The sequence below is a fragment of the Streptomyces sp. NPDC127098 genome (assembly GCF_042722465.1).
GTDB lineage: Bacteria > Actinomycetota > Actinomycetes > Streptomycetales > Streptomycetaceae > Streptomyces > Streptomyces millisiae.
On record NZ_JBHXFJ010000006.1, the window covers coordinates 55,594 to 81,643 of the forward strand.

General features: G+C 72.7%; 21 protein-coding genes. 13 read left to right on the forward strand and 8 right to left on the reverse strand.

Going from position 1 to position 26,050, the window contains the following annotated elements; genetic code table 11:
• Window positions 1-44 precede the first annotated feature (44 nt).
• Window positions 45-3,296, forward strand: coding sequence for an ATP-binding protein (locus ACFWI8_RS06265; RefSeq protein ID WP_387086480.1), 3,252 nt, complete (start codon window positions 45-47; stop codon window positions 3,294-3,296).
• 28 nt (window positions 3,297-3,324) lie between these two features.
• Here ACFWI8_RS06265 and ACFWI8_RS06270 read toward each other — a convergent pair whose 3' ends face one another.
• From ACFWI8_RS06270 to ACFWI8_RS06285, 4 genes are all read right to left on the reverse strand, one after another.
• On the reverse strand, window positions 3,325-4,119 hold the full coding sequence (locus ACFWI8_RS06270; protein WP_387086711.1) for an ABC transporter permease: 795 nt from the start codon (window positions 4,117-4,119) through the stop codon (window positions 3,325-3,327).
• Window positions 4,120-4,196: 77 nt separating this feature from the next.
• Window positions 4,197-5,228: an ATP-binding cassette domain-containing protein gene (locus tag ACFWI8_RS06275; protein WP_387086482.1), complete on the reverse strand. Its 1,032-nt coding sequence runs from the start codon at window positions 5,226-5,228 to the stop codon at window positions 4,197-4,199.
• Window positions 5,229-5,401: 173 nt separating this feature from the next.
• Window positions 5,402-5,641 carry a hypothetical protein gene (locus ACFWI8_RS06280; RefSeq protein WP_387086484.1) on the reverse strand — a complete coding sequence of 80 codons (240 nt, stop codon included), beginning with the start codon at window positions 5,639-5,641 and terminating at the stop codon, window positions 5,402-5,404.
• Window positions 5,638-6,444, reverse strand: a complete 807-nt coding sequence (locus ACFWI8_RS06285) for a class I SAM-dependent methyltransferase (protein ID WP_387086486.1) — start codon at window positions 6,442-6,444, stop codon at window positions 5,638-5,640. The genes ACFWI8_RS06280 and ACFWI8_RS06285 overlap by 4 nt, the downstream gene beginning before the upstream one ends.
• A 148-nt stretch (window positions 6,445-6,592) precedes the next feature.
• Here ACFWI8_RS06285 and ACFWI8_RS06290 point away from each other — a divergent pair, with 148 nt between their 5' ends.
• From ACFWI8_RS06290 to ACFWI8_RS06315, 6 genes are all read left to right on the forward strand, one after another.
• A complete protein-coding gene (locus tag ACFWI8_RS06290) occupies window positions 6,593-8,878 on the forward strand; it encodes a heavy metal translocating P-type ATPase (protein ID WP_387086487.1) in 2,286 nt (761 codons plus the stop codon).
• Window positions 8,879-8,978: 100 nt separating this feature from the next.
• Entirely contained in the window at window positions 8,979-9,596 is a 618-nt protein-coding gene (locus ACFWI8_RS06295) for a tellurite resistance TerB family protein (RefSeq protein ID WP_387086489.1), read from the forward strand.
• 120 nt (window positions 9,597-9,716) lie between these two features.
• A complete protein-coding gene (locus ACFWI8_RS06300; protein ID WP_387086491.1) occupies window positions 9,717-10,247 on the forward strand; it encodes an SgcJ/EcaC family oxidoreductase in 531 nt (176 codons plus the stop codon).
• 78 nt (window positions 10,248-10,325) lie between these two features.
• A complete protein-coding gene (locus ACFWI8_RS06305) occupies window positions 10,326-10,913 on the forward strand; it encodes a putative glycolipid-binding domain-containing protein (RefSeq protein ID WP_387086493.1) in 588 nt (195 codons plus the stop codon).
• A gap of 539 nt (window positions 10,914-11,452) precedes the next feature.
• Window positions 11,453-11,728, forward strand: coding sequence for a type II toxin-antitoxin system Phd/YefM family antitoxin (locus ACFWI8_RS06310; protein ID WP_387086495.1), 276 nt, complete (start codon window positions 11,453-11,455; stop codon window positions 11,726-11,728).
• Window positions 11,725-11,982, forward strand: a complete 258-nt coding sequence (locus tag ACFWI8_RS06315; RefSeq protein WP_387086497.1) for a Txe/YoeB family addiction module toxin — start codon at window positions 11,725-11,727, stop codon at window positions 11,980-11,982. Before ACFWI8_RS06310 ends, ACFWI8_RS06315 begins: the two co-directional genes overlap by 4 nt.
• A gap of 150 nt (window positions 11,983-12,132) precedes the next feature.
• On the opposite strand, the gene aspS is transcribed toward ACFWI8_RS06315, so the two are convergent.
• Window positions 12,133-13,905, reverse strand: coding sequence for an aspartate--tRNA ligase (gene aspS, locus ACFWI8_RS06320; protein WP_387086499.1), 1,773 nt, complete (start codon window positions 13,903-13,905; stop codon window positions 12,133-12,135).
• A 136-nt stretch (window positions 13,906-14,041) separates the two neighbouring features.
• On the opposite strand from aspS, the gene ACFWI8_RS06325 reads away from it, so the two are divergent.
• Complete coding sequence (locus tag ACFWI8_RS06325) at window positions 14,042-16,165, forward strand: SpoIIE family protein phosphatase (RefSeq protein ID WP_387086501.1); 2,124 nt, start codon at window positions 14,042-14,044, stop codon at window positions 16,163-16,165.
• Between the two features lie 82 nt (window positions 16,166-16,247).
• Here ACFWI8_RS06325 and ACFWI8_RS06330 read toward each other — a convergent pair whose 3' ends face one another.
• From ACFWI8_RS06330 to ACFWI8_RS06340, 3 genes are all read right to left on the reverse strand, one after another.
• Window positions 16,248-17,408: an FAD-dependent oxidoreductase gene (locus ACFWI8_RS06330; RefSeq protein ID WP_387086503.1), complete on the reverse strand. Its 1,161-nt coding sequence runs from the start codon at window positions 17,406-17,408 to the stop codon at window positions 16,248-16,250.
• Window positions 17,409-17,474: 66 nt separating this feature from the next.
• Complete coding sequence (locus tag ACFWI8_RS06335; RefSeq protein ID WP_387086505.1) at window positions 17,475-18,449, reverse strand: pirin family protein; 975 nt, start codon at window positions 18,447-18,449, stop codon at window positions 17,475-17,477.
• An 86-nt stretch (window positions 18,450-18,535) separates the two neighbouring features.
• Window positions 18,536-19,036, reverse strand: a complete 501-nt coding sequence (locus ACFWI8_RS06340; protein WP_132931220.1) for an SseB family protein — start codon at window positions 19,034-19,036, stop codon at window positions 18,536-18,538.
• Between the two features lie 125 nt (window positions 19,037-19,161).
• On the opposite strand from ACFWI8_RS06340, the gene ACFWI8_RS06345 reads away from it, so the two are divergent.
• From ACFWI8_RS06345 to ACFWI8_RS06365, 5 genes are all read left to right on the forward strand, one after another.
• A complete protein-coding gene (locus ACFWI8_RS06345) occupies window positions 19,162-20,991 on the forward strand; it encodes an acyl-CoA dehydrogenase (protein WP_387086508.1) in 1,830 nt (609 codons plus the stop codon).
• Window positions 20,992-21,142: 151 nt separating this feature from the next.
• Window positions 21,143-21,412 carry a hypothetical protein gene (locus tag ACFWI8_RS06350; RefSeq protein ID WP_387086510.1) on the forward strand — a complete coding sequence of 90 codons (270 nt, stop codon included), beginning with the start codon at window positions 21,143-21,145 and terminating at the stop codon, window positions 21,410-21,412.
• Complete coding sequence (locus ACFWI8_RS06355) at window positions 21,405-22,055, forward strand: DUF6879 family protein (RefSeq protein ID WP_387086512.1); 651 nt, start codon at window positions 21,405-21,407, stop codon at window positions 22,053-22,055. The genes ACFWI8_RS06350 and ACFWI8_RS06355 overlap by 8 nt, the downstream gene beginning before the upstream one ends.
• 121 nt (window positions 22,056-22,176) lie before the next feature.
• Complete coding sequence (locus tag ACFWI8_RS06360; RefSeq protein WP_387086514.1) at window positions 22,177-24,297, forward strand: ATP-binding protein; 2,121 nt, start codon at window positions 22,177-22,179, stop codon at window positions 24,295-24,297.
• 119 nt (window positions 24,298-24,416) lie between these two features.
• Complete coding sequence (locus ACFWI8_RS06365; RefSeq protein ID WP_387086516.1) at window positions 24,417-26,042, forward strand: hypothetical protein; 1,626 nt, start codon at window positions 24,417-24,419, stop codon at window positions 26,040-26,042.
• The last annotated feature ends 8 nt before the right edge of the window (window positions 26,043-26,050 follow it).

Below are 26,050 nucleotides of genomic sequence, written 5' to 3' on the forward strand. Positions count from 1 at the left end.
GGGCTCGGGGGAAGGAAGGACGGACCGCACTGCTGTTCGAACGGTTGATCGGGCGGGATCACGCGGCCGGCGTGCTGGACGCCGAGATCGCCAGGACCGTGGCGAGCCACGGCGGGCTCGTGCTGGTCACGGGGGAGCCGGGGATCGGGAAGACCGCGCTGGTCACCGAGGCGGCCGAGGCCGCCAGGCGGCGCGGCGCGCTGGTGCTCTCCGGATCCTGCTGGGAGTCGGACAACGCGCCGGGGTACTGGCCGTGGACCCAGGCCGTCCGCGCGCTGCGCCGCGCGCTCGGCCCCGAGGGCTGGCCGGCGGTGGAGCGGGCCGCCGGCGGCGGTCTTTCCACGCTGTTCGCCGGGTCCCCGCCGAAGCCGACCCCCGGCGTCGCGGCCGGCCCCGGCGCGCTGGTCACCGCCGCCGTCGACCACAGCGCCGAGGGCGCCGCGAGCTTCCGGCTGCACGACGCCGTGACCAGCGCCCTGGTCGCCGCCTCCCAGGGGCGGCCCGTCGTGGTGGCGCTCGACGACCTGCACTGGGCCGACGCCGCCTCGCTGCGGCTGCTCGCGGCCCACCACACCTGGTTCGAACGGCTGTTGCTGATCGGCACCTACCGGGACGTGGGCACCGCGGCGACCGCGCCAGGACATCCGGTGGGCGAGCTGCTGCTGCCGCTGCGCGCCAAGGCGACCGCGCTCGCGCTGACCGGCCTCGACGTCGCCGACACCGGGGCCCTGATCGCCCGCACCACCGGAGCGGCGCCGGACCCAGCGCTGACCGCCGAGGTACACCGGCGCACCGGCGGAAACCCGTTCTTCGTCGAGGAGACCGCGCGCCTGTGGCACGGCGCCGGGGCCGGGCTGCCGGCCCTGGTGCCGCCCGGGGTGCTCGACGCGGTGCGCCGGCGGCTCGCGCCGCTGCCCGGGCCGGTCGTCGAACTGCTCACCGACGCGGCCGTGTTGGGCCGCGAGTTCCATCCGAGGGTGCTGGCCGCGGTGCGTGCCGAGCCGCCGCACGAGGTGGCCAGGCTGCTCGCCGAGGCGATGGCGGCCCGCCTGGTGGCGCCCGGCCGCGGCGACCGCCAGGCGTTCGCCCACGACCTGGTGCGGGAGGCGCTCTATGAGGTGCTCGACGAGCCGGAGCGGCGTCGCCGGCACGCCGCGGTGGCCGAGGCGCTGGCCGGCTCGCCCGGCGTCGCCGAGCTGATGGTGCCCGCGGACCTGGCCAGGCACGCCCACCTCGCCGGGCCCGAGCTGGCCCCGGCCCTGGCGCTCGACCTGCTGACCCAGGCCGCCGTCGAGGCCGTGCGGCGGCTGTCGTTCGAGGAGGCGGTGGGCCACTACCGCCGGGCCCACGTGCTGGCCGCGGGCGTCGATCCGCGCCGGCGGGTGCGGATCGGGCTCTCCTACGCGGCCGAGCTCCAGCACACCGGCGACCCGGCGGCCGCCGGCCGGATCTACCGGGAGGCGGCGGCCGAGGCCCGGGCCCTGGGCGACGAGGCGCTGCTGGCGAGGGTCGGCCTCGCGGCGCACTGGGCCTGTGGCGAAGGGGAGCCGCTGGGCCCGTCCACCTCGCTCGGCGGCGAGCTGCTGCGCGAGGCGTGGCGCCGGGTGGTCGCCGGGGAGCGCGATGCCGACGCGCCGGCACCCGACGAGCTCGCCGAGCCGGCGGACCAGGCCGCGGTCCGGCAACGGATGGCCGCCGAACTCGCCGTGCGCGCCGCCGTGTCGGCCCGGCGCTCCGGGGACGACGAGGCGCTGGCCTTCGCGTTGATGGCCCGGCACGACGCGATCTGGGGGCCCGGCAGCGCGCCGGAGCGCGAGGCGCTCACCGACGAGATGATCGCCCTCGCCCATCGGACCGGCGACCCCGACCTCGAACACCTCGCCAAGTCGTTCCGCTGGGTCGCGCTGCTGGAACGCGACGATCCACGCTTCCTCGACCAGCTGCGGGACTTCGTGGCCGGCGTGCCGGAGGCGGCGCCGCCCCGCTACCGGTTCTCGGCCCTCGTCGACCAGCTGGTGATCGCCGTCTTCCAGGGCCGGTTCACGGCGGCCGACGAGCTGCTGTGCCGGGTGCTCGCGCTGACCAGGGATCACCCAGGGCACGGCGAACGCCACTACTTCCTGCGCCAGTTGCGCTGGGCGATGCTGCTCGGACGTGGCCGGTTCGCCGAGTTGGACGCGCTACACGGTGAGTTGGGTGGCGACGACCACGCGTACCGGGAGCTGCTGGAGGGGATCACCGCGGCCCAGCGGGGCGACGCGGCGGGCGTGGCCCGGCTGTGGCGGACGGTGGCCGGCAAGCGCTACCCGATCAGCATGCGGCCGCTGGCACTGCGCCTCCAGGCGCAGGCCGCCGCCGCGACCCGCGATCCCGGGCTGATCGCGGCGGCCAGGGCAGCCCTGGCGCCGCACCTCGGACAGTGGCTGGTCTCGCTGTGGGGCCTGGACGTCGGCGGCCCGGCGGCGCTGTGGGCGGCCGGCGTGGAGGCGGCGGCCGAGCGCTGGCCGGCCGCCGTCGACGGCTACACGGCGGCGGCCGACTCCGCCGACCGGATGGGGGCGCGGGCCTGGGCGGCCGAGGCGCGGGCCGGGCTCGCGGCCGCGCTGCTCGGCCGCGGCGGGCCGGGCGACCCGGCGGCCGCCGCGGCGCTGCTCGACCAGGTGGCGGGCGAGGCCGAGGAGTTGGGCATGGCCCACCTCCGGGACCGGCTGGCCGCGCTGCGCGCCTCGACCGGGCAACGGGACCCGGCGGAGCCGGCCCCGCCAGCCGACGAGTTCCGCTTCGACGGCGCGGTGTGGACGCTGCGGTACGCGGGCCGCACCGCGCGCATGCCGGACGCCAAGGGCCTGCACGACCTGCACCGGCTGCTGCGCCAGCCGGGCACCGAGCTGCCGGCCGCCCGACTGCTGAGTCCCGACGGCTCGTTCACCCCGCTGGGCGGGGATCCGGTGCTCGACGAGCGGGCCAAGGCCGAGTACCGGCGGCGCCTGGACCGCCTGGACGCGGAGACGGCCCGGGCCGGGCGGCTGGGCGACGCCGACCTGGCGGCCGAACTGGAGGCCGAGCGGGCCGCGTTGCTCGCCGAGCTGCGCGCGGCTGCCGGGCTCGGCCGGCGCGACCGGCGGCTCGGCGACCAGGCGGAGCGCGCCCGCAAGACCGTGACGGCGCGGATCCGCGACACCCTGCGCCGGCTCGACGACCGGCATCCCGAGCTGGCCGCGCACCTGCGGGAGTCCGTCTCCACCGGCCTGGTCTGCGCCTACCGGCCGCCGCGCGAGACCGCCTTCCGGTTGTAGAGCCGGTTGTAGGGCCGGTCGTAGGGACCTACTTCCGGTTGTAGAGGCGCATGGTGAGGGTGCCGAAGACCGCGACCAGCAGCAGACTCGCGACCAGCACCCAGGCGATCTCGCCGACGTCCGTCGCGCCGCCCATCAGCCCGCGCACCGCCGCGACGAGCCGGGTGACCGGGCTGACGTCCACCACCGCCTCCAGCCAGCCGGGCATGGTCTCGGGCTCGACCAGCACGTTGCTCAGGAAGGTCAGCGGGAAGATGACCATCATGCTGACGCCCATCACGGACTTCTCGGAGCGCATCAGCAGCCCGAACATCGTCCAGATCCAGGAGAAGGCGAAGGAGAAGACCAGCAGCAGCGCGATCCCCGCGGCCACCCCGAGCACCCCGCCGTCGGGCCGGTAGCCGAGGGCGAGGCCCACGGCGAGGATCACCAGCGAGGCCAGCACGTAGCGGAGCAGGTCGCCGAGCAGGTAGCCGACCATGGCGGCCGGCCGCCACACCGGCAGGGAGCGGAAGCGGTCGAACACGCCCTTCTGGATGTCGGTGTTGACGGCGACGCCGGTGTACATCGTGGTCATGATCACGCTCATCACCATGATCCCCGGCAGCAGATAGGTCAGGTACTCGCTGGTGGAGCCGGCCAGCGCACCGCCGAAGAGATAGGTGAACATCAGCGTCATCATGATCGGGAAGACGGTGACGTCGAACAGCTGCTCGGGCACGTGCTTGATCTTCAGCATCGCGCGCCAGCCGAAGGTGGCGGACGCGGAGAGCGCGCTCGGCCGCGGCGGCCGCGACTCGGTCGACGCGAGCACTGCGGCCAGCGCGCCGGCCGCCGGTACGTAGGCGTCCTCCTCGGCCTCGCCCGGCGTGCCCTGCTGGGTGGTGTCGGCTACGGTGCTCACGCTGCGGCCCCCTTGGTCATGCTCTCGTCGCTGTTCCTGCCACCGCTCTTCTCCGTGAGGGCGAGGAAGACCTCGTCCAGGCTCGGCTGCCCGAGGGAGAAGTCGTCCACGGTGATCCCCTGGCCCGCCAGCTCGGCCAGGGCCCGCGCGGCCAGCTCGGCCGGCTCCGTGCTGCCGGCGCCCGACGGCATCACGCGGGCGGTCAACGCCAGCGGGTCGGCGGCCAGTTGGACCGGGGCGTTCAGCACCTTGGCCAACAACCGCCGGGCGTCGGCCCGCTGCTCAGGGTCGCGGAGCCTGAGGTGCACGGCGCCGGCGCCGACCGAGGACTTCAGCTCCCCCGGCGTGCCCTCGGCGATCACCCGGCCCTGGTCGATCACGGCTATCCGGCCCGCCAGCTGGTCGGCCTCCTCCAGGTACTGGGTGGTCAGCAGCACCGTGGTGCCCTGCGCGACGACCACCCGCACGATGTCCCAGACCTGGTTGCGGCTGCGCGGGTCGAGCCCGGTGGTCGGCTCGTCGAGGAAGAGCAGGTCCGGCGTGTTGAGGATGCTGGCCGCGATGTCGAGGCGGCGCCGCATGCCGCCCGAGTAGGTCTTGGTCTGCCGGTCGGCCGCCTCGGTCAGCCCGAACGCCTCCAGCAGCTGGGCCGCGCGGTCCCGCGCCGCCGGCTTGCGGTGGCCGAGGAGGCGGGCGAGCAGCACCAGGTTCTCCGCGCCCGTCAGGTCCTCGTCGACCGAGGCGTACTGCCCGGTCAGGCTCACCCTGGCCCGCACCGCGTCCGGCTCGCGCGCCACGTCGTGCCCGAAGACGCGGGCCTCGCCGCCGTCCGGCCGCAGCAGCGTGGCCAGCATCCGGACGGTGGTGGTCTTGCCCGCGCCGTTGGGCCCGAGCACGCCGTACACCGTGCCGGCCGGCACCGTGAGGTCGACTCCGTCCACGGCCCGCTTCTCGCCGAACACCTTCACGAGACCGGACGTCTCGATCGCCGCCCCGGTCCCCCCGGGACCGGCTGTTCGCTTGGTCATCTCTCCCCATCCCCTGACATGCCCGTCGGTGGTCCGTTCTCGATGGGTGGACCACCGGCGACGCGGAAACTCATCTGTCCTCGGGGCGCGAGATGCCGCGCGGCGGCCGCCAGATCCGATCTCGCGGCGGCTTCCGCGACCGAAGGACGGTGAATCCGCGTGGGCCGGCCCGGTCAGCCCTCGAACGGGTCGGCGCCGCCGCCCGTCCACACCTCGGGGCCGCCGCCGCGCCACTCGATGAGGGTGGCGTCCTCGAGCAGCACCTCGTCGGGGTCGAGGCCGGCGCGCCGGAGGAACTCGATGAGCTCCACCGGGGAGCGGGCCACGCCCAGGTCCTGGCCGGCCACGGTGACGCGGCGGCCGCCGGCGGCACGCGGCGGATGGACGACGACGCGCGGGCGGGGCACCGTCATGGCGCGCCTCCCGGCGCCCCGGCGGTCACGCGGATCTTGGACTGGCCGTGGGGCAGCCGTTCCCAGTCCGCCATCAGCCGGGCGGTCAGGCCGTGCCCGGCGGCCAGCTCGGTCAGCGTCTCGGCGCGGTAGTAGAAGTCCTCGCGCAGCACCTGGTGCTCGCGGCCCTCGGTGCGGTCGAAGGTGAAGTCGAAGAAGCCGCCGGGGGCCAGGATCCGGCCGACGTGGGCCAGGCACTCGTCGATGACGGGGAGCGGCGAGTGCGAGAAGACGCTGTGCGCGTGGACCACGTCGAAGTGGCCCGACGGCAGGAAGTCGAAGGTGAGGTCGCGGGTGAGCGTGAGATGCGGCAGCTTGGCCTGGAGCCCGCGCCCGCTCAGCGTCTCCTTGGCGCTGATGAGGATGTCGGGCGAGATGTCGATGCCGTAGTAGCCGCCGGGGTCGAGGTAGTCGATGAACCGCCAGCCGGCGCGCAGGTTGCCGCAACCGATGTCGAGCATCCGGTGCCCGGGGGCCAGGCCGTGGTCCCTGAGGTAGTCGAACTGGAGCTTGCCCAACGCCAGCCATCGCTCGTGGTCGCGGCTGCCGACGGCCGCCTCAGGGCTGCGGGCGGTGTCCGAGGCCATCACGGCGCGGTAGTAGGCGACGTGGTCCCGGTGCCGGGCGCGCAGCCAGGCGTCGCGCGCGCCGCGGCGCAGGTGGGGGCCTATGCGCCGGGGGTTGCGCGCGGCGTAGCGCAGCCGGTGGACGAGGCTCGACCGGTCGATCGTGAGCCTGCGGGAGGCGGGGTCAGCGCTGTCCATGCTTCGTAGCCTGCGGCAGATCCCCGTTGATCACCAGGCGAGCCGCGGGGCGACCTTGCGCCACAATACCCCCTAGGGGTATACAGGAGACCTGGGGCGACCATACCGCCCTGGGGTATTCTGGGCCGCCGAGGAGACGTGATCGAGGATGACAGCCACCACACCCACCACCGCAGGGACCACCGACACCACGGCGGCCTCCGAGGTCGAGCTCGCCATCGGCGGGATGACCTGCGCTTCCTGCGCCGCCCGGATCGAGAAGAAGCTCAACCGGATGGACGGCGTCACCGCCACCGTCAACTACGCCACCGAGAAGGCGAGGGTCGCCTTCGCCGACGGCGTCACCGTCTCCGACCTGATCGCCACCGTCGAGGCCACCGGCTACACCGCCGAGCCACCACCACCGCCCAGGCAGGAGGCCACGCCAGAGACACCGGCCGGGACCGAGGCGGACGAGCTCGCCCCGCTGCGCCACCGGCTGTTGGTCACCGCGGCCCTCGCCGTCCCGGTGATCGCGCTCGCCATGGTGCCCGCCTGGCAGTTCGACTACTGGCAGTGGCTCTCGCTCACCCTCACCGCGCCCGCCGTCGTCTGGGGCGGCTGGCAGTTCCACCGCGCCGCCTGGACCAACGCGCGGCACGGCGCCGCCACCATGGACACCCTGATCTCGGTCGGCACCCTGGCCGCGCTGCTCTGGTCCGGCTGGGCCCTGTTCTTCGGCGACGCCGGCATGCCCGGCATGACCCACCCCTTCGAGCTCTCCATCGAGCGCGGCGACGGCGGCTCGGCCATCTACCTGGAGGCCGCCGCCGGCGTCACCGCCTTCCTGCTCGCCGGCCGCTACTTCGAGGCCCGCGCCAAGCGCCGGGCCGGCGCCGCGCTGCGCGCCCTGCTGGAGCTCGGCGCCAAGGAGGTCACGGTAGTGCGCGAGGGCGGCCGCGAGGAGCGCGTGCCGATCGGGCAGCTGGCCGTCGGCACCCGCTTCCTGGTCCGCCCGGGCGAGAAGATCGCCACCGACGGCGTCGTCGTCGAGGGCACCTCGGCCGTGGACGCCTCGATGCTGACCGGCGAGTCCGTGCCGGTCGAGGTCGCCGTGGGCGACGCCGTCACCGGCGCCACGCTCAACGCCGGCGGCCGGCTTGTCGTCGAGGCCACCCGGGTCGGCGCCGACACCCAGCTGGCCAGGATGGCCCGGATGGTCGAGGACGCGCAGAACGGCAAGGCCGCGGCGCAGCGGCTCGCCGACCGGATCTCGGCCGTCTTCGTGCCGATCGTGATCGCCCTCTCGCTCGGCACCCTCGGCTTCTGGCTCGGCACCGGCGCCACCCTCACCACCGCGTTCACCGCGGCCGTCGCCGTGCTGATCATCGCCTGCCCGTGCGCCCTCGGCCTGGCCACCCCGACCGCGCTGCTGGTCGGCACCGGACGCGGCGCCCAGCTCGGCATCCTGATCAAGGGCCCCGAGGTCCTGGAGAACACCCGCCGGGCCGACACCATCGTGCTGGACAAGACCGGCACCGTGACCACCGGCAGGATGTCGCTGCTGGCCGTGCACCCGGCCCAGGGTGTCACCGAGGAGGAGGCGCTGCGGCTCGCCGGCGCCCTGGAGCACGCCTCCGAGCACCCGATCGCGCGCGCCGTCGCCGACGCGGCGGCCGAGCGCGCGGGCTCCCTCCCGGCGGTCGAGGGCTTCACAGGAGTGCCGGGGCTCGGCGTGCACGGCGTGGTCGAGGGGCACGCGGTCCTCGTGGGCCGGGAGCGGCTGCTGGCCGACTGGTCGCTGACCCTGCCCGAACCGCTGGCCGAGGCCAAGGCGGCGGCCGAGGAGCGCGGCCGCACCGCGATCGCGGTGGCCTGGGACGGCGAGGCGCGGGCGGTCCTGGAGGTCGCCGACGCCATCAAGCCGACCAGCGCGGAGGCCGTGCGCCGGCTGCGCGGGCTCGGGCTCACGCCGATCCTGCTCACCGGCGACCACGAGAAGGTCGCCAGGGCGGTGGCCGCCGAGGCGGGCATCGACGAGGTGATCGCCGAGGTACTGCCGGAGGACAAGGTCGCCGTGGTCCAGCGGCTCCAGGCCGAGCGCCGCACGGTCGCCATGGTCGGGGACGGCGTCAACGACGCGGCCGCGCTGGCCACCGCCGACCTGGGCCTCGCCATGGGTACCGGCACCGACGCGGCCATCGAGGCGGGCGACCTGACGCTGGTCCGCGGCGACCTGCTGGCCGCGGCGGACGCCATCCGACTGTCCAGGAAGACGCTCTTCACCATCAAGAGCAACCTGTTCTGGGCCTTCGGCTACAACGTCTCGGCGCTCCCGCTGGCGGCCGCCGGCCTGCTCAACCCGATGCTCGCGGGCGCGGCGATGGCCTTCTCCTCGGTCTCCGTGGTGGCCAACAGCCTGCGGCTGCGCACCTTCCGGGCCAGGGGACTTTAAGAACTCTTGGTGAACTGGGAACTCCCGGGCCACGGCGACCGTTGACGGTGCGAGAGCGAGAGATCGCGGAAAGCGACCATACGAGAGCGACGACGGGGAGATGGCCATGTGGGACCGGCTCAAGGACACGGCGAAGGGGATCCAGCAGTCACGGAGCTCTGGCGGCTCGGGCGGCTCCGGGAGCCGCTCGGGTGGCGGATTCGGGGGCTTCGGCGGCTCGGGTGGCCACGGCGGGCCCGCCGGCTCCGGGGGCTCCGGGGGCTCCGGCTCGGGCGGCTCGCGGTCCCAGCTGCTCGGGGTGTTCAAGACCCAGCTCGCCTCCATGAAGACGGAGCTCAAGAGCGGCGGCTACCGGGACGCCTCCATGGCTATCTGCGCCCTGGTCGCCGCCGCCGACGGCACGGTGGACGCGGCGGAGCGGCAGCGCGTCGAGTCGCTGATCGTCAGCAACGAGGTCCTGCAGAACTTCCCGGCCGACACGCTGCGCCAGCGGTTCAACAAGCACGTGGACCAGCTGGTCTCCAACCCCCAGTTCGGGCGCGGCGCGGTGCTCGAGGAGATCGCCAAGGTCGCCAAGAAGCCGATGGAGGCGCGGGCCGTGATCCAGACCGGCATGGTGATCGCCGGCGCCGACGGCTACTTCGCCCAGGCCGAGCTCGCCGTGCTGCGTGAGGCGTGTGGGGTGTTGAACCTCTCTCCAACGGAGTTCAACCTCTGAATGTCCGCGGCGCAGCGGAATCGACCACTTCGGATCGCAAGAGACAAGCTTTAGAAGGGACTTGACGCTCCTTTACCGGAACATGCCCGTCCTTGACCGCACGCGTTGAACTCTTGGCGCATGCGAAAGATCACCTTTACCGGGCGCCACACCCTTGGCGCCGCGGCCCTGATCACCGCCGGCCTCCTCACCGCCGGAGCGGCGGCGACCGCCTCGGCCTCCGGCCAGTCCAGCGAGGACACCGCCTCCCACCACCAGCCCACCGAGCAGGAGATCCGTGACCTGTTCGTCGAGTGGAACGAGGCGCTGGCCACCGGCGACCCCGAGGTCGTCGCCGACCGCTACGCGGAGGACGCGGTCCTGGAGCCGACGCTGTCCAACGTGATACGCACCGACCGCGACGGCATCGTCGACTACTTCGAGCACTTCCTCGCCCAGGACCCGAACGGCGAGATCGACGAGTCCTACGTCGACATCCTGGCGCGCAACGCGGCGGTGGACTCCGGCGCGTACACCTTCCACCTGACCGACCCGGCGACGGGCGAACAGCGGGACGTGGCCGCCCGCTACACCTTCGTCTACGAGAAGGACCCGGCGACCGGCGAGTGGCTGATCGTCAACCACCACTCCTCGGCGATGCCGGAAGGCTGACGCCCGGCCTTTCCGTCCCACCCGCCCGCCCCCTTCCCGCACTCCACGCGGAAGGGGGCGGGCGTGCGAGCATGGGGCATGACTTTCGCCTCCCCTCCCCGGTCGGCGGCCTGGTCGCACCAGGACGCCCGGTCGGGGTTCGAGGTGGCGTTCTTCCGCCCGCGCCGCGACGGGGGTTACGACATCGAGGGGTCCACCGCGGCGGTCGAGGACGGTGAGAGCTGGATCGTCGACTACGCGATCACCCTCGACACCACCTGGACGACGCGACGGGCGCGGATCACGTCACGGTCGAGGGCGGATGCGGCGCGTTCGACGGTGCTGGAGGCCGCCGGCACCGGGCGCTGGCGGGTGGACGGCGTGGCCGCCCCGCACCTGGACGGCTGCCTCGACGTCGATCTGGAGTCCTCGGCGATGACCAACGCCCTGCCGGCCCACCGCCTCGCCCTGCCGGTCGGCGCACGGTCGGACGCTCCGGCGGCGTATGTCCGCGCGCTCGACCTGACCGTCGACCGGCTGGAGCAGACCTACGCCCGCGTGCCGGACGAGGGCTCACACCAGCGGCTCGACTACACGGCCCCGGCGTTCGACTTCGCCTGCCGCCTCGTCTACGACGGGTCCGGCCTGATCCTGGCCTACCCCGGCATCGCCGTCCGCGCCGCGTGACGCTGACCAGTCCATGGCGATCCGCGGTATCGGTGCCTCCTACGGAAACAGACGGGAGAAGAGCCAGAGGGAGCAGGGCCGAACATCATGCCCATGGCGAAGCCGTACATGACGTCGGTGGCCGCGAAGAACCGGTCGGCACGTCGACGGACGACGCTTCGCGTCACGGCGGAGGCCGAGGCCCTCGGACGTCGGTGACTGGTCACGCGCCGCCCCTGCCGATGCGCTTGGTGCGGCAGAGAGCGTTGAACTCCCGCACCCTCCGCGCGGTGAGAAACGGTCGGCTGTTCGGCTGACGCGTGGCTCCGCTCAGGGGCGACCCCGGCATACCGGTCTTCACCGGCCCTCAGTGGTGCCAGGGAAGTTGAACGGGATCAGCAGGCACACGCCCAGCCATGAGCTCGGCCGTCAACGCGGCCAGGCCCGTCTCCTCGCGCAGCTCGCTGCCGGAGCGACCGCCGCAGTGGTACCGGAATCCGGTACCACTACGGTACGATGGTCTCGTACCACCCGGTGAGTCCATGCGGAAGGGACAGCACATGAGTATCAGTGCCAGCGAGGCGAGGAAGAGTCTGTTCCCACTCATCGAACGGGTCAACACGGATCACGACCCGGTGCGGATCACCTCCAAGGCGGGGGACGCCGTTCTCATGGCCGCGGATGACTATGACTCCTGGCAGGAGACCGTCTATCTCCTGCGCTCTCCCGCCAACGCTCAGCGGCTCATGGAAGCGATCGCTCGGGACAGGGCGGGCGAGCCCGGAGTCGCCAGGACGCTCGACGAGCTACGAGACATGGCCGGGGGCGAGGAGTGAGGAACGTCAACTTCGACCCGGCCGGCTGGGAGGACTTCCTGTTCTGGCTCGCGTCGGACAGGAAGATGGCCAGGCGGATCACGCGCCTGATCGCGGAGATCCAGCGCACCCCCTTCGACGGCATCGGGAAGCCCGAGCCGCTCAAGGGCGATCTCACGGGTTACTGGTCGCGTCGGATCGACGACGAACACCGGCTCGTCTACCGAGCCGACGACAAGGAAGTAAAGATCATCAAGGCCCGCTACCACTACTGACGGCCGCCCTCGCCGACGAGCCATCGCCGACGAGGAGGGACGACCCCGCGCAGACCAACACGGCCGCAGACCAACACGGCCACAGACCCGGGCAGCAGGCGCGCGGAGCGCGCCGGTGACCCGGGCCTGCGAGCCGCGCACGCACCGCGGCTACTGCTTCTTCCGCAACGCGATGTGGAGTTCGCGCAGCCGCGCCTCACCGACCTCGCTCGGGGCGCCCATCAGGAGGTCCTGCGCGTTGCCGTTGAGGGGGAACGCGATGGTCTCGCGGATGTTCGGCTCGTCGGCCAGGAGCATCACGATGCGGTCGACGCCCGGCGCGATGCCGCCGTGCGGCGGGGCGCCGAAGCGGAAGGCGCGCAGCATGCCGCCGAACTCGCGCTCCACGTCCTCCCGGCTGTAGCCGGCGATCTCGAACGCCCGGTACATGATGTCCGGCTCGTGGTTCCGGATCGCGCCCGAGGACAGCTCGACGCCGTTGCACACGATGTCGTACTGCCAGGCCAGCACGTCGAGCGGGTCCTTGCTGTTCAGCGCCTCGAGGCCGCCCTGCGGCATGGAGAACGGGTTGTGCGAGAACTCGATCGCGCCCGTGTCCTCGTTCCGCTCGAACATCGGGAAGTCGACGATCCAGCAGAAGCGGAAGACGTTCTCCTCGAAGTGGCCGGCCCGCTTGGCGGCCTCCACCCGGACCGCGCCCATGATCTTGGAGACCTCGTCGAAGTCGCCGGCCCCGAAGAAGATCGAGGTGCCGGCGGTCGCGCCGACGGCGGCCAGCAGCGCCGTGACGTCCGACTCGGTGAGGAACTTGGCGATCGGGCCGGTCAGCGTCCGCCCGTCCTCGCCGACCCGGACCCACGCCAGGCCCTGCGCGCCGAGCGAGACCGCGAAGGCGCCCAGCTGGTCGAAGAACTTTCGCGGCTGGTCGGCGGTGTCCGGCACGGCCAGCGCCCGCACGTGCTTGTCCGCGAACGCCTTGAAGCCCGAGCCGGCGAACACCTCGGAGACGTCGACCAGTTCGAGCCTGGCCCGCAGGTCAGGCTTGTCCGAGCCGTACTTGAGCATCGCCTCGCGGAACGGGATCCGCGGGAAGGGCGAGGTGACATGCCGCCCGCCGCCGAACTCCTCGAACAGCTCGGTCATCACCTTCTCGATGACCTGGAAGACGTCCTCCTGCTCGACGAAGCTCATCTCCATGTCGAGCTGGTAGAACTCGCCTGGCGAGCGGTCGGCCCGCGCGTCCTCGTCGCGGAAGCAGGGCGCGATCTGGAAGTACCGGTCGAAGCCGGCGATCATCAGCAGCTGCTTGAACTGCTGCGGCGCCTGCGGCAACGCGTAGAAGGTGCCCGGGTGCAGCCGGGACGGCACCAGGAAGTCGCGGGCGCCCTCCGGCGAGGTGGCCGAGAGGATCGGCGTGGCCAGCTCGGTGAAGCCCTGGTCGGTCATCTTCCGGCGGATCGCGGAGATGACCTGGCTGCGCAGCATGATGTTGCGGTGCATGCGCTCGCGGCGCAGGTCGAGGAAGCGGTACTCCAGGCGGCGCTCCTCGTTGACCCCGTCCTCCGCGTTGATGGTGAACGGGATCTGCTCGGCGCCGCCGAGGACCTCGACCTCGCCGACCTCGATCTCGATCTCACCGGTGCCCAGCTCGGGGTTGACGTTCTCCGCGCCGCGCCCGACGACCTTGCCGTCCACCCGCACCACGGTCTCCTTGGCGAGCGAGCTCAGCCGCTCGTTGACCGCGTCGTAGCCGGGCGAGCCGGGACGCACGACGAGCTGCACGATGCCGTAGTGGTCGCGCAGGTCGACGAAGAGGATGCCGCCCAGGTTCCGCCGGTTGTGCAGCCAGCCCGACAGCCGGACGTCCTTGCCGATGTCGGTGGCGCGCAGCTCACCGCAGGTGTGGGACCGGTACCGATGCATCGCTCATCCAGATCGTTGGTCGTGTGTGGGAACGGCCTCTCAGACTACCGTCGCGTTACGGGGCCGCTCGCCCCGTTTCCCCGCCTGCCCGACGCGGTGCGGCATAACCCACCAAACCGGAATACGATGGGTCACTGTGCGCACCGAGGACGTGCTGGCCGCCTCCGGGACGGGCCTCTGGGTCTGGGATGACGTCCGCGGCGTGGCCGTGCTCGACGCGACGGCGGCCGCGCTCCTCGGTCTGGCCGCCGAGCCCGCCACCCTCTCGCAGGCCGCCGTCAGGTCCCGGATCCCCATCCACGACTGGATGGAGATGGAGCGCGCCATCACGCTGGAGCGCTCCGAGGGCCGGATCGCCGAGGTCGAGTTCCGGGTGGTGGACGAGCAGGGCGAGCTGCTGCGCACCCTGCGCCTGCGGGTGAACCACGTGGCGGGCGAGGGCCTCGCCGGCACCCTGGTCGAGGTGCTGCTCGACGGGGACGGCGAGCGCGCGCACCACGCCCCCGGCGGGGAGGCCGACTGGGAGTGGGAGCGGGCGCGGGAGGCGTTCGTGCTGGACGCCGGGCAGGCGCTGTCCGAGGCCGGCACCACGCAGGAGGTCCTGCGGGTGACGGCGGCCCTGGCCATGCCGGGCTTCTCGCCGGACGGGATCGCCATCTACTCCCGGGAGGGCGACCGGGTCTGGCTGGCCGAGTACCACGGCACCCCCATCGACACCACCGACCTCGGCTTCCCCATGAGCATCACCGCCCGCTACCCGGCGGCCGAGGTGTTGCGCACCGGGCGCGCCATCTATCTGAGCACCCCCGAGGAGTACGCCGAGCGCTACCCGCGCTACTGGCCCGTCATCGAGCGGTACAACCGAGCGTCCTGGGCCTACCTGCCGCTGGTGGTGGCCGGCCGGATCATCGGGTCCTGGCTGGTGGCGTTCACCTACCACGTGGACTTCACCGTCGAGAACCGCGCCATGCTCTCCACGCTGGCGCGGCTGCTGGCCCAGGCGCTGTCCCGCACCTTCCTGCAGGACACCGAGCGCGAGCTGGCCGCCGACCTCCAGCACACCATGCGCCCGGCGGCGCGCCCCGTCGTGCCGGGCATGCAGGTGGCCGCCCGCTACGTGCCCACCGGCGGCGGGCTGCGGGTCGGCGGCGACTGGTACGACGTCATCCCGCTGCCGTCCGGGCGGGTGGCGCTGGTCATCGGGGACGTGCAGGGGCACGACGTGCGGGCGGCGGCCGTGATGGCCCAACTGCGGATCGCGCTGCGCGCCTACGCCTCCGAGGGGCACCGGCCGGACGCGGTGCTCTCCCGCGCCTCCCGCTTCCTCTCCGCGCTGACCAGCGGCGACGCGGGGCAGGACGACCCGCGGTTCGCCACCTGCCTCTACCTGGAGGTGGACCCGCCGACCGGCACGCTCGACGTGGCGCGGGCCGGCCACCTGGACCCGGGGATGGTGCTGCCCGACGGCACGCTGCTGACCCGGCCGACGGCCGGCGGGCTGCCGCTCGGCGTCGGCGGCGTGGACGCGGTCGGCGACGACTACCCGACGACCCGGCTGAACCTCCAGCCGGGCGAGATCCTGCTGCTGTGCACGGACGGCCTGGTCGAGACCGGCCACGGCGACCTGGACGTGGGGTGGGCGCGGCTCGGCTCGACGCTGCGCGGGCTGAGCGGGCTGCACCTGGACGACCTCGCCGACACGGTGATCGAGTCGGTGCAGGCGGCGGCCGTACGGGTGCCGCCCAGCGGGGTGGCGGCGCCCGCGCCGCTGCTCGAGGGGGACCGGGACGACATCGCGCTGGTGCTGCTGCGCCGCCCGCCGGGCTCCGGCGGGCGGCCGCCCGAGCAGGCCACCCGGGTGCGGCGGGTGGTGCTCTCGGTGGGGCAGTCCGAGCCGGCCAAGATCGCCCAGGCGCGGCGGGAGCTCTCCGCGATGCTGCACGAGTGGGGGGACGCGGAGCGGGTGTTCGGCGCGGTGCTGATGCTGTCCGAGCTGCTGGGCAACGTGCTGCGGCACACCGACGGGGACGCGCTGCTGGTCGCCGAGCTGAGCGGCCCGCCGGGCGACCGGCTGCTGCGGGTGGAGGTCAGCGACCCGAGCGACCAGCTGCCGCACCTGCGGGAGCCGGGCGAGCTGGCCTCCTCGGGGCGCGGGCTGCTGCTGATGGACTCCCTGTGCGACGCCTGGGGCTCGGCGCCACGCGGCATGGGCAAGACCACCTGGTTCGAACTCCACGAGCGCCAGCGAGCGGCCCTTTGAGGGCCGGTGAGCCGACGTTCGGCCCGGCAGGGCCGGCCCACGCAGGGCCGGTGGTCTGGGCCCCGACGGTGTCGGGGCCCGCTCAGGGCCGGAAGGCCGCGTGCGCCTCCAGCGTGAACCGGTGGTCGGGCGACGGACGGTCGTCCGCGAGGTCGGTGGCGAGCTCGCCGATCAGCGGGGCGAACTTGGCGCCGTGCCCGGAGCAGGGCGAGCACACCACGAGCGGCCCGACGCGGTCGAGGAGGAAGTCCTCGTTGGGCGTCGACGTGTACAGGCAGGTGGCCTCGTTGAACGGCTCGGGTTCGAGCCCGGGCAGCCAGCGCCGCACGTAGTCGACGATGCGTGCCCTGGCGGCCGGGTCGACAAGACCGTCCCTGGTGTCGGCGGTGGTGGCGCGGCCCCCGTGGTGCTCGGCGATCTTGCGCCCGTTTCCCGGGCCGCCGTCGCGGCCGCCGGCCAGGCTGTAGACCGAGAGCTCGCCGTCGTGGATCACCACCGGCCAGTCCGCGGACGCGGCCTCGCGGCGCGGGAAGTGGAAGACTTGCTCCTGGGTGACGGTGAGCGGGGGGAGCGGCAGCAGTTCGCCGAGCAGCCCGGCGGTCCAGGCGCCGGCCGCGACCACGACGCGGCGGGCGGTCAGCGGTCCGGCGGCGGTCTCGATCCTGGCCCGGTCCTCGCCCTCGACCACGATCCGGTCGACCGGCGTCTCGGCGCGCACGTCGGCGCCTCGCCGGCCGGCGAGGTCGACGAACGCGGCCACCGCGGCCGCCGCGTCCACGGTGCCGGCGTCCGGCTGGTGCACCACCTGGCCCTCGAACCGGAGCCCGGGCCAACGTCGTTCGGCCTCGGCCGCCGGCAGCGTCTCGTGTGCGACGCCGCACGCGGCGAGCGCCGCCGCCACCGCCCCCGGCTCGCCCCCGGGGCCGTGGTCGACGCCGCCGGTGATCCGCAACAGCCGGGCGTCCGCGTCCTGTTCGAGCTCGCGCCACAGCTCCATGGCCCGGCCGGTCAGCCGCACGTAGAGCGGGTCGGCGTAGGCGCGGCGCACGATGCGGGCGCTGCCGTGCGAGGAGCCGTGGTCGTGGCCGATCGCGAACCGTTCGAGGAGCGCGACGGACCGGCCGCGCCGGGTGGCGGCCCAGGCGGCGGCCGAGCCCATCAGGCCGGCGCCGACGATCGCGACGTCCACGTCGGTCGGCGGGGCGGTGGATATGGGCCTGATCGGCTGGTCGTGCGTGGTCATGCCATCGAATCTAGCCGGCGCGGCGGGCCGCCCGCCCGCCCGTTCAGGTCCGGCCCGCGCGAGCCCCTAAAGACCGCCCTCGGTCATCCCGTGCACGGCCGGGACGGTCCCGAGCCGGCCCTTCTGGAAGTCCTCGAATGCCTGCTGGAGTTCCTCGCGGGTGTTCATGACGAACGGGCCGTAGTGGGCCATGGGCTCCCGGATCGGCTGCCCGCCGAGGAGGACGACCTCCAGGTCCGGGGTGTGCGCGTCCTGCTTGTCGTCCGCGCGGACGGTCAGCGAACCGCCGGCGCCGAAGACGGCGGTCTGCCCCAGCTGGATCGGGCGCCGCTCCGCGCCGACCGAGCCGCGTCCGGCGAGCACGTAGGCGAGGCCGTTGAAGTCCTCCCGCCACGGCAGGGTGACCTCGGCGCCCGGGGCCAGGGTCGCGTGGACCATGGTGATCGGGGTGTGGGTGATGCCGGGGCCCTGGTGGCCGTCGAGCTCGCCGGCGATGACGCGCAGCAGCGCGCCGCCGTCGGGGGAGGTGAGGAGCTTGACGCTGCCGCCGCGGATGTCCTGGTAGCGCGGCGCCATCATCTTGTCCCTGGCCGGCAGGTTCACCCACAGCTGGACCCCGTGGAAGAGCCCGCCCGACACGACCAGGTGCTCCGGCGGCGCCTCGATGTGGAGGAGTCCGGAGCCGGCCGTCATCCACTGGGTGTCGCCGTTGGTGATGCTCCCGCCGCCGCCGTGGCTGTCCTGGTGGTCGAAGATCCCGTCGATGATGTAGGTGACCGTCTCGAAGCCCCGGTGCGGGTGCCAGGGCGTGCCCTTGGGCTCGCCGGGCGCGTACTCCACCTCGCCCATCTGGTCCATCATGATGAACGGGTCGAGGTTGCGGTAGTTGATCCCGGCGAAGGCGCGGCGGACCGGGAAGCCCTCGCCCTCGAAGCCGGTGGGCGCGGTGGAGACGGCGCGGACCGGGCGGGCCACGGCGGTCGCCGCGGGTGCGGCGACGCGCGGCAGGGTGAGCGGGTTGTCAACGGTGATCGCTGGCATGACGAGCCTCCTCGACGACTGACCTCAGAGTAGTTGAACGCTCAACAGAAGTCGAGGGGGTGGCATTCCCGCGCCAGCGGGCGCCGTCAGCCGTACATCCGTCGCATCGTGTAGTCGACCATCTCCTCGACGGACTTGGCGTCCAGCACCAGGCGGTGCTCGCCCTCCATGTCCAGCGCGAATCCGTAGCCGGTGGGCAGCAGGTCGAGCACCTCGCCGCCGGTGACCGTGAAGAAGCGGGACTCCTTGCCGGCGTAGCGCCGCAGCTCCTTGAGCGAGGTGAACAGCGGGATCACCGGCTGCTGGGTGTTGTGCAGGGCGAGGAAGCCCGGGTTCTCGCCGCGCGGGCAGTAGATCTTGGCGCCGAGGAAGATGTCGTGGAACTCCTCGCTGGACATCGCCCCCGAGGTGTAGGCGCGCAGCGCGTCCGCCAGGGACGGCGGCGCGGGTGGCGGGGCGGCCGGCGCGGCAGGCTGCGGCTGCTCCGGATAGAGCTGCTGCCCGCCGTAGCCGGCGAGCGGCTGCTGCTGGACCCCGTAGGGCTGCTGCTGACCCGCGTAGGCGGACTGGTTGTCGTAGCCGTACATGAGTGGAAAGCCTACTGACTCACACTTGACCGGTTTCCGCTTGCTTCTTATTACCCGTGGGTAGCATGATTGGTGGTTACCTGCCGGTAAGAGCCTTTCTCCCACCACATACGGAGTCGTTCGCCATGGGGCACTACAAGTCGAATCTCCGAGACATCGAGTTCAACCTGTTCGAGGTGCTGGGCCGCGGCGCCGTGTACGGCACCGGCCCCTTCGCCGAGACGGACGCCGAGACCGCCAGGGACATGCTCGCCGAGATCACGCGCCTGGCCGAGAACGAGCTGGCCGCGTCCTACGAGGACGGCGACCGCACCCCGCCGGTCTTCGACCCGGCCACCCACACCGCGCCGGTGCCCGCGTCGTTCCGGAAGAGCTACGACGCCTACATGGACGCCGAGTGGTGGCGGATGAGCATCGGCGAGGAGCTGGGCGGCCTCACCGCGCCGCGCTCCCTCATCTGGGCGGCCGGGGAGAACGTGCTGGGCTCCAACCCGGCCATCTGGATGTACGGCTCGGGCCCCACCTTCGGCCGGGTCCTCTACGACGAGGCCACCGAGGAGCAGCGCAGGATCGCGCAGCTGATGGTGGACCGGCGGTGGGCCTCCACCATGGTGCTCACCGAGCCGGACGCCGGCTCCGACGTGGGCGCGGGCCGGGCCAAGGCGGTCCGCCAGGAGGACGGCAGCTGGCACATCGAGGGCGTGAAGCGGTTCATCACCTCCGGCGAGCACGACCTCTCGGAGAACATCATCCACTTCGTCCTCGCCCGCCCCGAGGGCCACGGCCCCGGCACCAAGGGCCTCTCCCTCTTCATCGTCCCCAAGTACGACTTCGACTGGGAGACCGGCGAGCTCGGCGAGCGCAACGGCGTCTACGCCACCAACGTCGAGCACAAGATGGGCCTGAAGATCTCCAACACCTGCGAGCTCACCTTCGGCCAGCACGGCACCCCCGCCAAGGGCTGGCTGCTCGGCGAGAAGCACGACGGCATCCGCCAGATGTTCAAGATCATCGAGTTCGCCCGGATGATGGTCGGCACCAAGGCCATCGCCACCCTCTCCACCGGCTACCTCAACGCGCTGGCCTACGCCAAGGAGCGCGTCCAGGGCGCCGACCTCACCCAGCTCGCCGACAAGACCGCGCCCCGCGTCACCATCACCCACCACCCCGACGTGCGCCGCTCCCTCATGACGCAGAAGGCGTACGCCGAGGGCATGCGGTCCCTGGTGCTCTACACGGCGAGCGTGCAGGACGCGATCCTCGTCAAGCAGCACGCCGGCGAGGACGCGAGCGCCGACGAGGCGATCAACGACCTGCTGCTGCCGATCGTCAAGGGCTACGGCTCCGAGCGGTCCTACGAGCAGCTCGCGCACTCCCTCCAGACCTTCGGCGGCTCCGGCTACCTCCAGGACTACCCGCTGGAGCAGTACATCAGGGACGCCAAGATCGACACCCTCTACGAGGGCACCACCGCCATCCAGGGCCAGGACTTCTTCTTCCGCAAGATCGTCCGCAACCAGGGCGTGGCGCTGACCGCGATCGCCGAGGAGATCAAGAAGTTCCTCGCCGACGCGCCGGGCCAGGAGGACCTCGCCGACGCCCTCGACCAGCTCGGCCGCGCGGTGGGCGAGCTCGAGGCCATGGTCGGCGTGCTGCTGACCGACCTGGCGGCCACCGAGAAGGACGTCCGCTCCCTCTACAAGGTGGGCCTCAACACCACCTCCTTCCTGATGGCCGCGGGCGACGTCGTCGTCGGCTACCTGCTGCTGCGCGGCGCGGCCGTGGCCGCCGCCAAGCTGCCGACCGCCTCGGCGAAGGACCGCGCCTTCTACGCGGGCAAGATCGCCGCGGCGCGCCACTTCGCGACCACCGTCCTCCCCGGCGTCGCCGTGGCCCGCACCGTCGCCGAGACCACCGACCTGCACCTGATGGACCTCGACGAGGCCGCGTTCTAGCCACACCCCCCGAACCACCGGCCCCCGGCACTCCCACGCCGCCGGGGGCCGGCTCTCTGCCATCCACGGTCACGTGGCCGAATGCGAACGTTGCTCACCGTAATCACGCCTCGTACTATGGGTACGCGTCCGCGCCTGATTGGGGGAAGCGATGTCCCGTCCCTGGAACGCCGACACATCGGCGTTATTCGCACGGCGGTTGGGCAAGTCGCCGCAGGAGTTGGGCGTGACCAACGGCGACAACGACTGCCCTGACATCTGGCAGCTCGACAACGGCGACATAGCGGTGATCGGCCGTGACGTCACGGCCGACTACCGCTCCCGGCTCCCGGAGGGCGTCACGCTCGCCGCCGACGAGCGGCTGGTCGTCATCCCGGGAACGATGCTCAGCGCCGCGAAAGCAGACATCCCCGATGCTTGACGTGTCCCTTCTCGCCCTCGATCCCGCGCGCGGCGAGCGGCTGTCGCTCGACGACTACCACCAGGACTTCGCGGAGCGCAGAAACGCGGTCCGCGGCCTCGATTCCTGGAAGTTGGAGCGCCGGCAGCACTTCCTGGAGCGGAACAACCCCAGCTGGGACGCGTTTCGCCGAGGCGACTGGGCCGAGTCCCTGCGGCTGATCCAGGAGACCCGACCAGGCCTGGTCGAGCTCGCTCAGGACGACCGACGGCGCGGCAGCGTCTTCCGCCGTGTTCGGGTGGTGGCGAGGCCCCTGACCCCCTATGTGCAGTGGGAGTTGAACTCGCTGCGCGTGCGGGCCGAGAGCGGCATCCCCGTCCACGTGGTGCACGTCGAGGACATCGGCCCGCTGGAAGCCGCCGGGCCGCTGCCCGAGTTGGTCTCCATCGGCGGCCAGACGCTCTACAGCGTGCAGTACACGGAGGAAGGACTCTCCGACGGCGCCATCCGCTTCACCGACCCGGAGCTCGTCGAGGGCTGGACCGACCTCCTCAGGGAGCTGTACGAGGCCGGCGAGGATCTGGTGGCCTATGTGAAGCGTGAGGTCGTGCGGCTGCCCGCGCCTCCGGCCTGGACGGAGCAGGACCATCAGCACTCACGGTGAATCGGCCGAAGCTCCCGTTCCGCGCCAACTCCCAGGCGACATCAGGGGCTTCGTCAACCGCACGGCTGAGCTCGAGCGGCTCGACGCGATCCTCGCCGGTGACGGGGACGAGCCGCTCGTCGTGTCGGTCTGCGTGATCGCCGGCACGGCCGGAGCCGGGAAGACCTCGCTCGCGCTGCGCTGGGCCCACCAGATCGAGGAGCGATTCCCGGACGGCCAGCTGTACGTGAACCTGCGTGGCTACGACCCCGACGAGCCGGTCACCGCGCAGCAGACACTGCATCGCTTCCTCACCGCGCTCGGCGTCCCGCCGGGCGCGATCCCGGTCGACGAGGAGACAAGCGCCGCGCTCTTCCGCTCGGTGCTGGCCGACCGGCGCGTGCTCATCGTCCTGGACAACGCCGCCACCGTCCGCCAGGTCCGGCCGCTGCTCCCCGGTTCGGCCGGCAGCCTGGTACTCGTCACCAGCCGCAGCCGCCTTCCCGGCCTCGCCATACGCGACGGCGCCCACCGCCTCACCCTCGGGACCCTCCCCGCACCTGAGGCGGTCTCACTGCTACGCGCCGTCACCGCCGGATATCGGCCGGAGGACGACGCCGACAAGCTGACCGAGCTGGCCAGGCTCTGCGCCCACCTGCCGTTGGCCCTCCGCATCGCCGCGGAGCGGGCCGCCAGCTACCCACACCTGCGCTTGGACGACCTGATCGCCGAGCTGCGTGACGAGTCCACGCTGTGGGACGCTCTGAGCACCGGCGACGGCGAGGACACGGGCGCGGTGCGGACCGTCTTCGCCTGGTCCTATCGCGCCCTACCCAGTTCGGCAGCCCGTCTCTTCCGGTTGCTCGGTCTGCATCCCGGCCCCGAGTTCAGCCTCCACGGGGCCGCGGCACTCGCCGGCAGCAGCGTCCCCAGGACCCGCCAGGCGCTGACCGCACTGGCCGACGCGCATCTGCTCCAGCAGACCGCCCCCGACCGCTACGAGTTCCACGACCTACTGCGGGCCTACGCCGCCGATCAGGCCCAGCGCGACGAGCCGGCCGAGGAGCGGAAGCTCGCGCTGCGCCGGGTGCTCGACTGGTATCTGCACACCGCCGACTCCGCGCAGGGATGGCTCGACCCGCCGAGGGCCCGGCTGCCGCTCACGCCGCCGGCGACCGGCGTCGTGCCACTCCCGCTACCCGACTACGACGCGGCGATGGACTGGGGCGAGCGCGAGTACGCCAACCTCCTGAGCGCGATCCGCACCGCCGACGAGGCCGGACTCGACCGACATGCCTGGCAGTTGGCCGCCGTCACGAAGTTCATCGAAGCGCCCTCCGCGCACAGCGACGCCTGGTCGCCAGCCGGCGAGATCGGGCTCCACGCCGCCCGAAGAGTCGGCGACCGCGCGGGCGAAAGCCTGCTGTTGACCGGGCTCGGCATGAGCCACAGCCGGGTCAATCGGCTGAACCAGGCCCTGGAGTGCCACCGGCGCGCGCTAGGCATCCGACGTGAGCTCGGCGACCGGGAGGGAGAGGCGGCCTCGCTCAACCTCGTCGGGCTCAACCATTTCCACCAACGCCGCCTCTCGGCCGCCGATGATCTGTTCTCCCAGGCCATCGCCCTGCACGAAGGTCTCGGCAACAGTCACGGCGCCGGAAACGCCCTCGCGAACCGAGGGCAAGCCCGCTACGAGGCCGGCGAGTTGACGCTGGCCGGCGAGGATGTCGAGCGCGCCCTGACGGCCTTCCGTGAGCTCGGTGACCGCCGCAGCGAGGGCAACGCGCTGCGCGTGCTCAGTGAGATCCGGCGCGAGAGCGGCCAGTTGGCGGAGGCGCTGGACTCGGCGCAGCGCGCCGTCGACATCGCCCTCGACCTCCGCTTCTCGATCGGCGAGGCCTACTGGCTGATCACCCTCGGCAACGCGCAGCGGGCCGCCGGGCGGTTCGGTGAGGCGCTCGAGTCGTACCAGCGGTCGGCCACCGTGCACCGGCGCCTCGGCAACCGGAACCGCGAGGCGCTGGCCTGGCAGGGGGCGGGCGAGGTGTACCGGCGGCTCGGGCGGGACGAGGACGCGGCGGCGTTCTGTCGGCAGGCGGCGGCCGTCCACGCGGAGGTGGGCGACCCCTGGCACGAGGCCGCCGCCCTGGACGGCCTGGCCGCCGCGCTCGACGAGAAGGAGCCGGAGGAGGCCCGGCGGCACCGCGCCCGGGCGGCGGCGCTCCGGGCCCGGTTCGAGTCGGCGGGGCCGCCTACGCGCTGATGTCGCGCGGTCTACGCGGGTGAGCCTCAAGTTGCGCTCAGAAAAGATCGCTTGGCGTGGACACCTCGGGGCGGGCTGCCTAGCGTTCAGCCAGCAAATCCGCAAACGGAGGTGGCGGGATGGCCGAGCTGACGTTCACCCGGGACGAGGTCGAGGCGGCGGCCAAGGTCGAACCCTGGCAGTTGCAGCGGGCGTTCTCCGCGGAGATCGACCCCGAGGCGATGGGTGAGACCGCCCGCGTGTACCACCAGGCCGCCGGGGAGGCGGCCGGCGCCGGGGAGTTGGCGGAGCGGGCCACCGAGATCGCCGAGGGTTCCGGCGGCCGGGACGGCGAGACCCTGGTGGACGGCGGCGACCGGGACGGCCGGACGGCCGCCGAACTCGCCGGCAACGGCGCGGAGATGGAGGAGGTCTCGCGCTACCTCGACCGCGCCATGCGGGCGGCGACCGACACCGAGCTCGACGTGCGGTCGATGATCGTCGACTACCTGGAGCTCAGATACGCGGAGCACCTCGCCTCGGCCCAGGCCGAGTACGAGGAACGCACCAACCTGACGTACTGGGTGGGCGGCGAGCGGCAGACCGTCGAGTACACCGACGAGGGGCGTCCCGACGACGCCGAGCTCGCCGCCGAGATCCGCGGCCGGTACCTCCAACAGGCCGCCGAGGACGCCCAGTACGCGCACTCCTCCATGAGCTTCGACATCGACGAGTACCGCGGCCTGCTCACCCGGTTCGGGCAGGAGCTCGACGATCTCGGGTACGACGTCACCGCCGGGCCGCTGGCCCTGTGGACCAGCCCGGAGATGGCCAGGTTCGCGGCCCAGGGGCTGAAGGAGACCCTGCTGCTTGGCGGCGACCCGGAGATGGTGGAGTACTACACCAGGACCCTCGGCACCATGGCCCACGACGTGATGTCCCGCGTCCCGATCACCGACCCGCGCCCGCTGAGCGAGGGCGAGAGCCGCTACCTGGACGAGTTCTTCGCCTCGCTGGACGCCGAGACCCTCGCTATGCTGGGCAACCTGCCGACCGAGGGCCTCTCCGAGACGGACGCGCAGCGGCTGACCCGTGGCAGGGCCGCGGTCGGCAACGGCGTCATGATGCTGCTCAACCACGACATCGCCGTGCCCGACCCGGAGGCGCCGCACCGCCGCGAGGCGCTGGCCGCCGTCACGCCCTACCTGGCGCAGCTCGAAGGACCGCTGTTCGAGAACGAGCCCGACTCGGAGGCCTTCCGGGAGGCCCTGGCCGACTACAACGGCTTCGGCGAGCTCCTCACCCACACCACCGTGCCCGCCGACGACGGCAACACCCGGCGGCTGACCAACGTCGCGCTGGACGTCCAGGAACGCTCCAGCCGGCAGTACGAGCCCGACGAGTTCCTGTGGTTCGACTTCGAGCCCGAGCACGTGGTCGAGAACACCGGCAGCGGCGGCCTGCTCGCCGGCGCCGCGAACAACCGCGACACCGCCAACGACCTGCTCTCCGACCGGGAGTTCACCGGGCGGCTGCTCGGCCAGCAGTGGGAGGACAGCGCGGGCGTCGCCGACTTCATCGACCGCGGCACCGTGTACACCCCGCCCGAGTTGGACAACGGCATCGTCTACGGCCCGGCCAGGGAGGCCGTGCTGGCGGCGGCCGAGGAGCACCGCGACCGGGTGGCTGGCACCGGGCCGCAGGAGAAGTACGGCCACGTGGACCACACCGAGCTGCGGGAGGCGCTCGACGCGCTACGCCAGTGACACCGGCG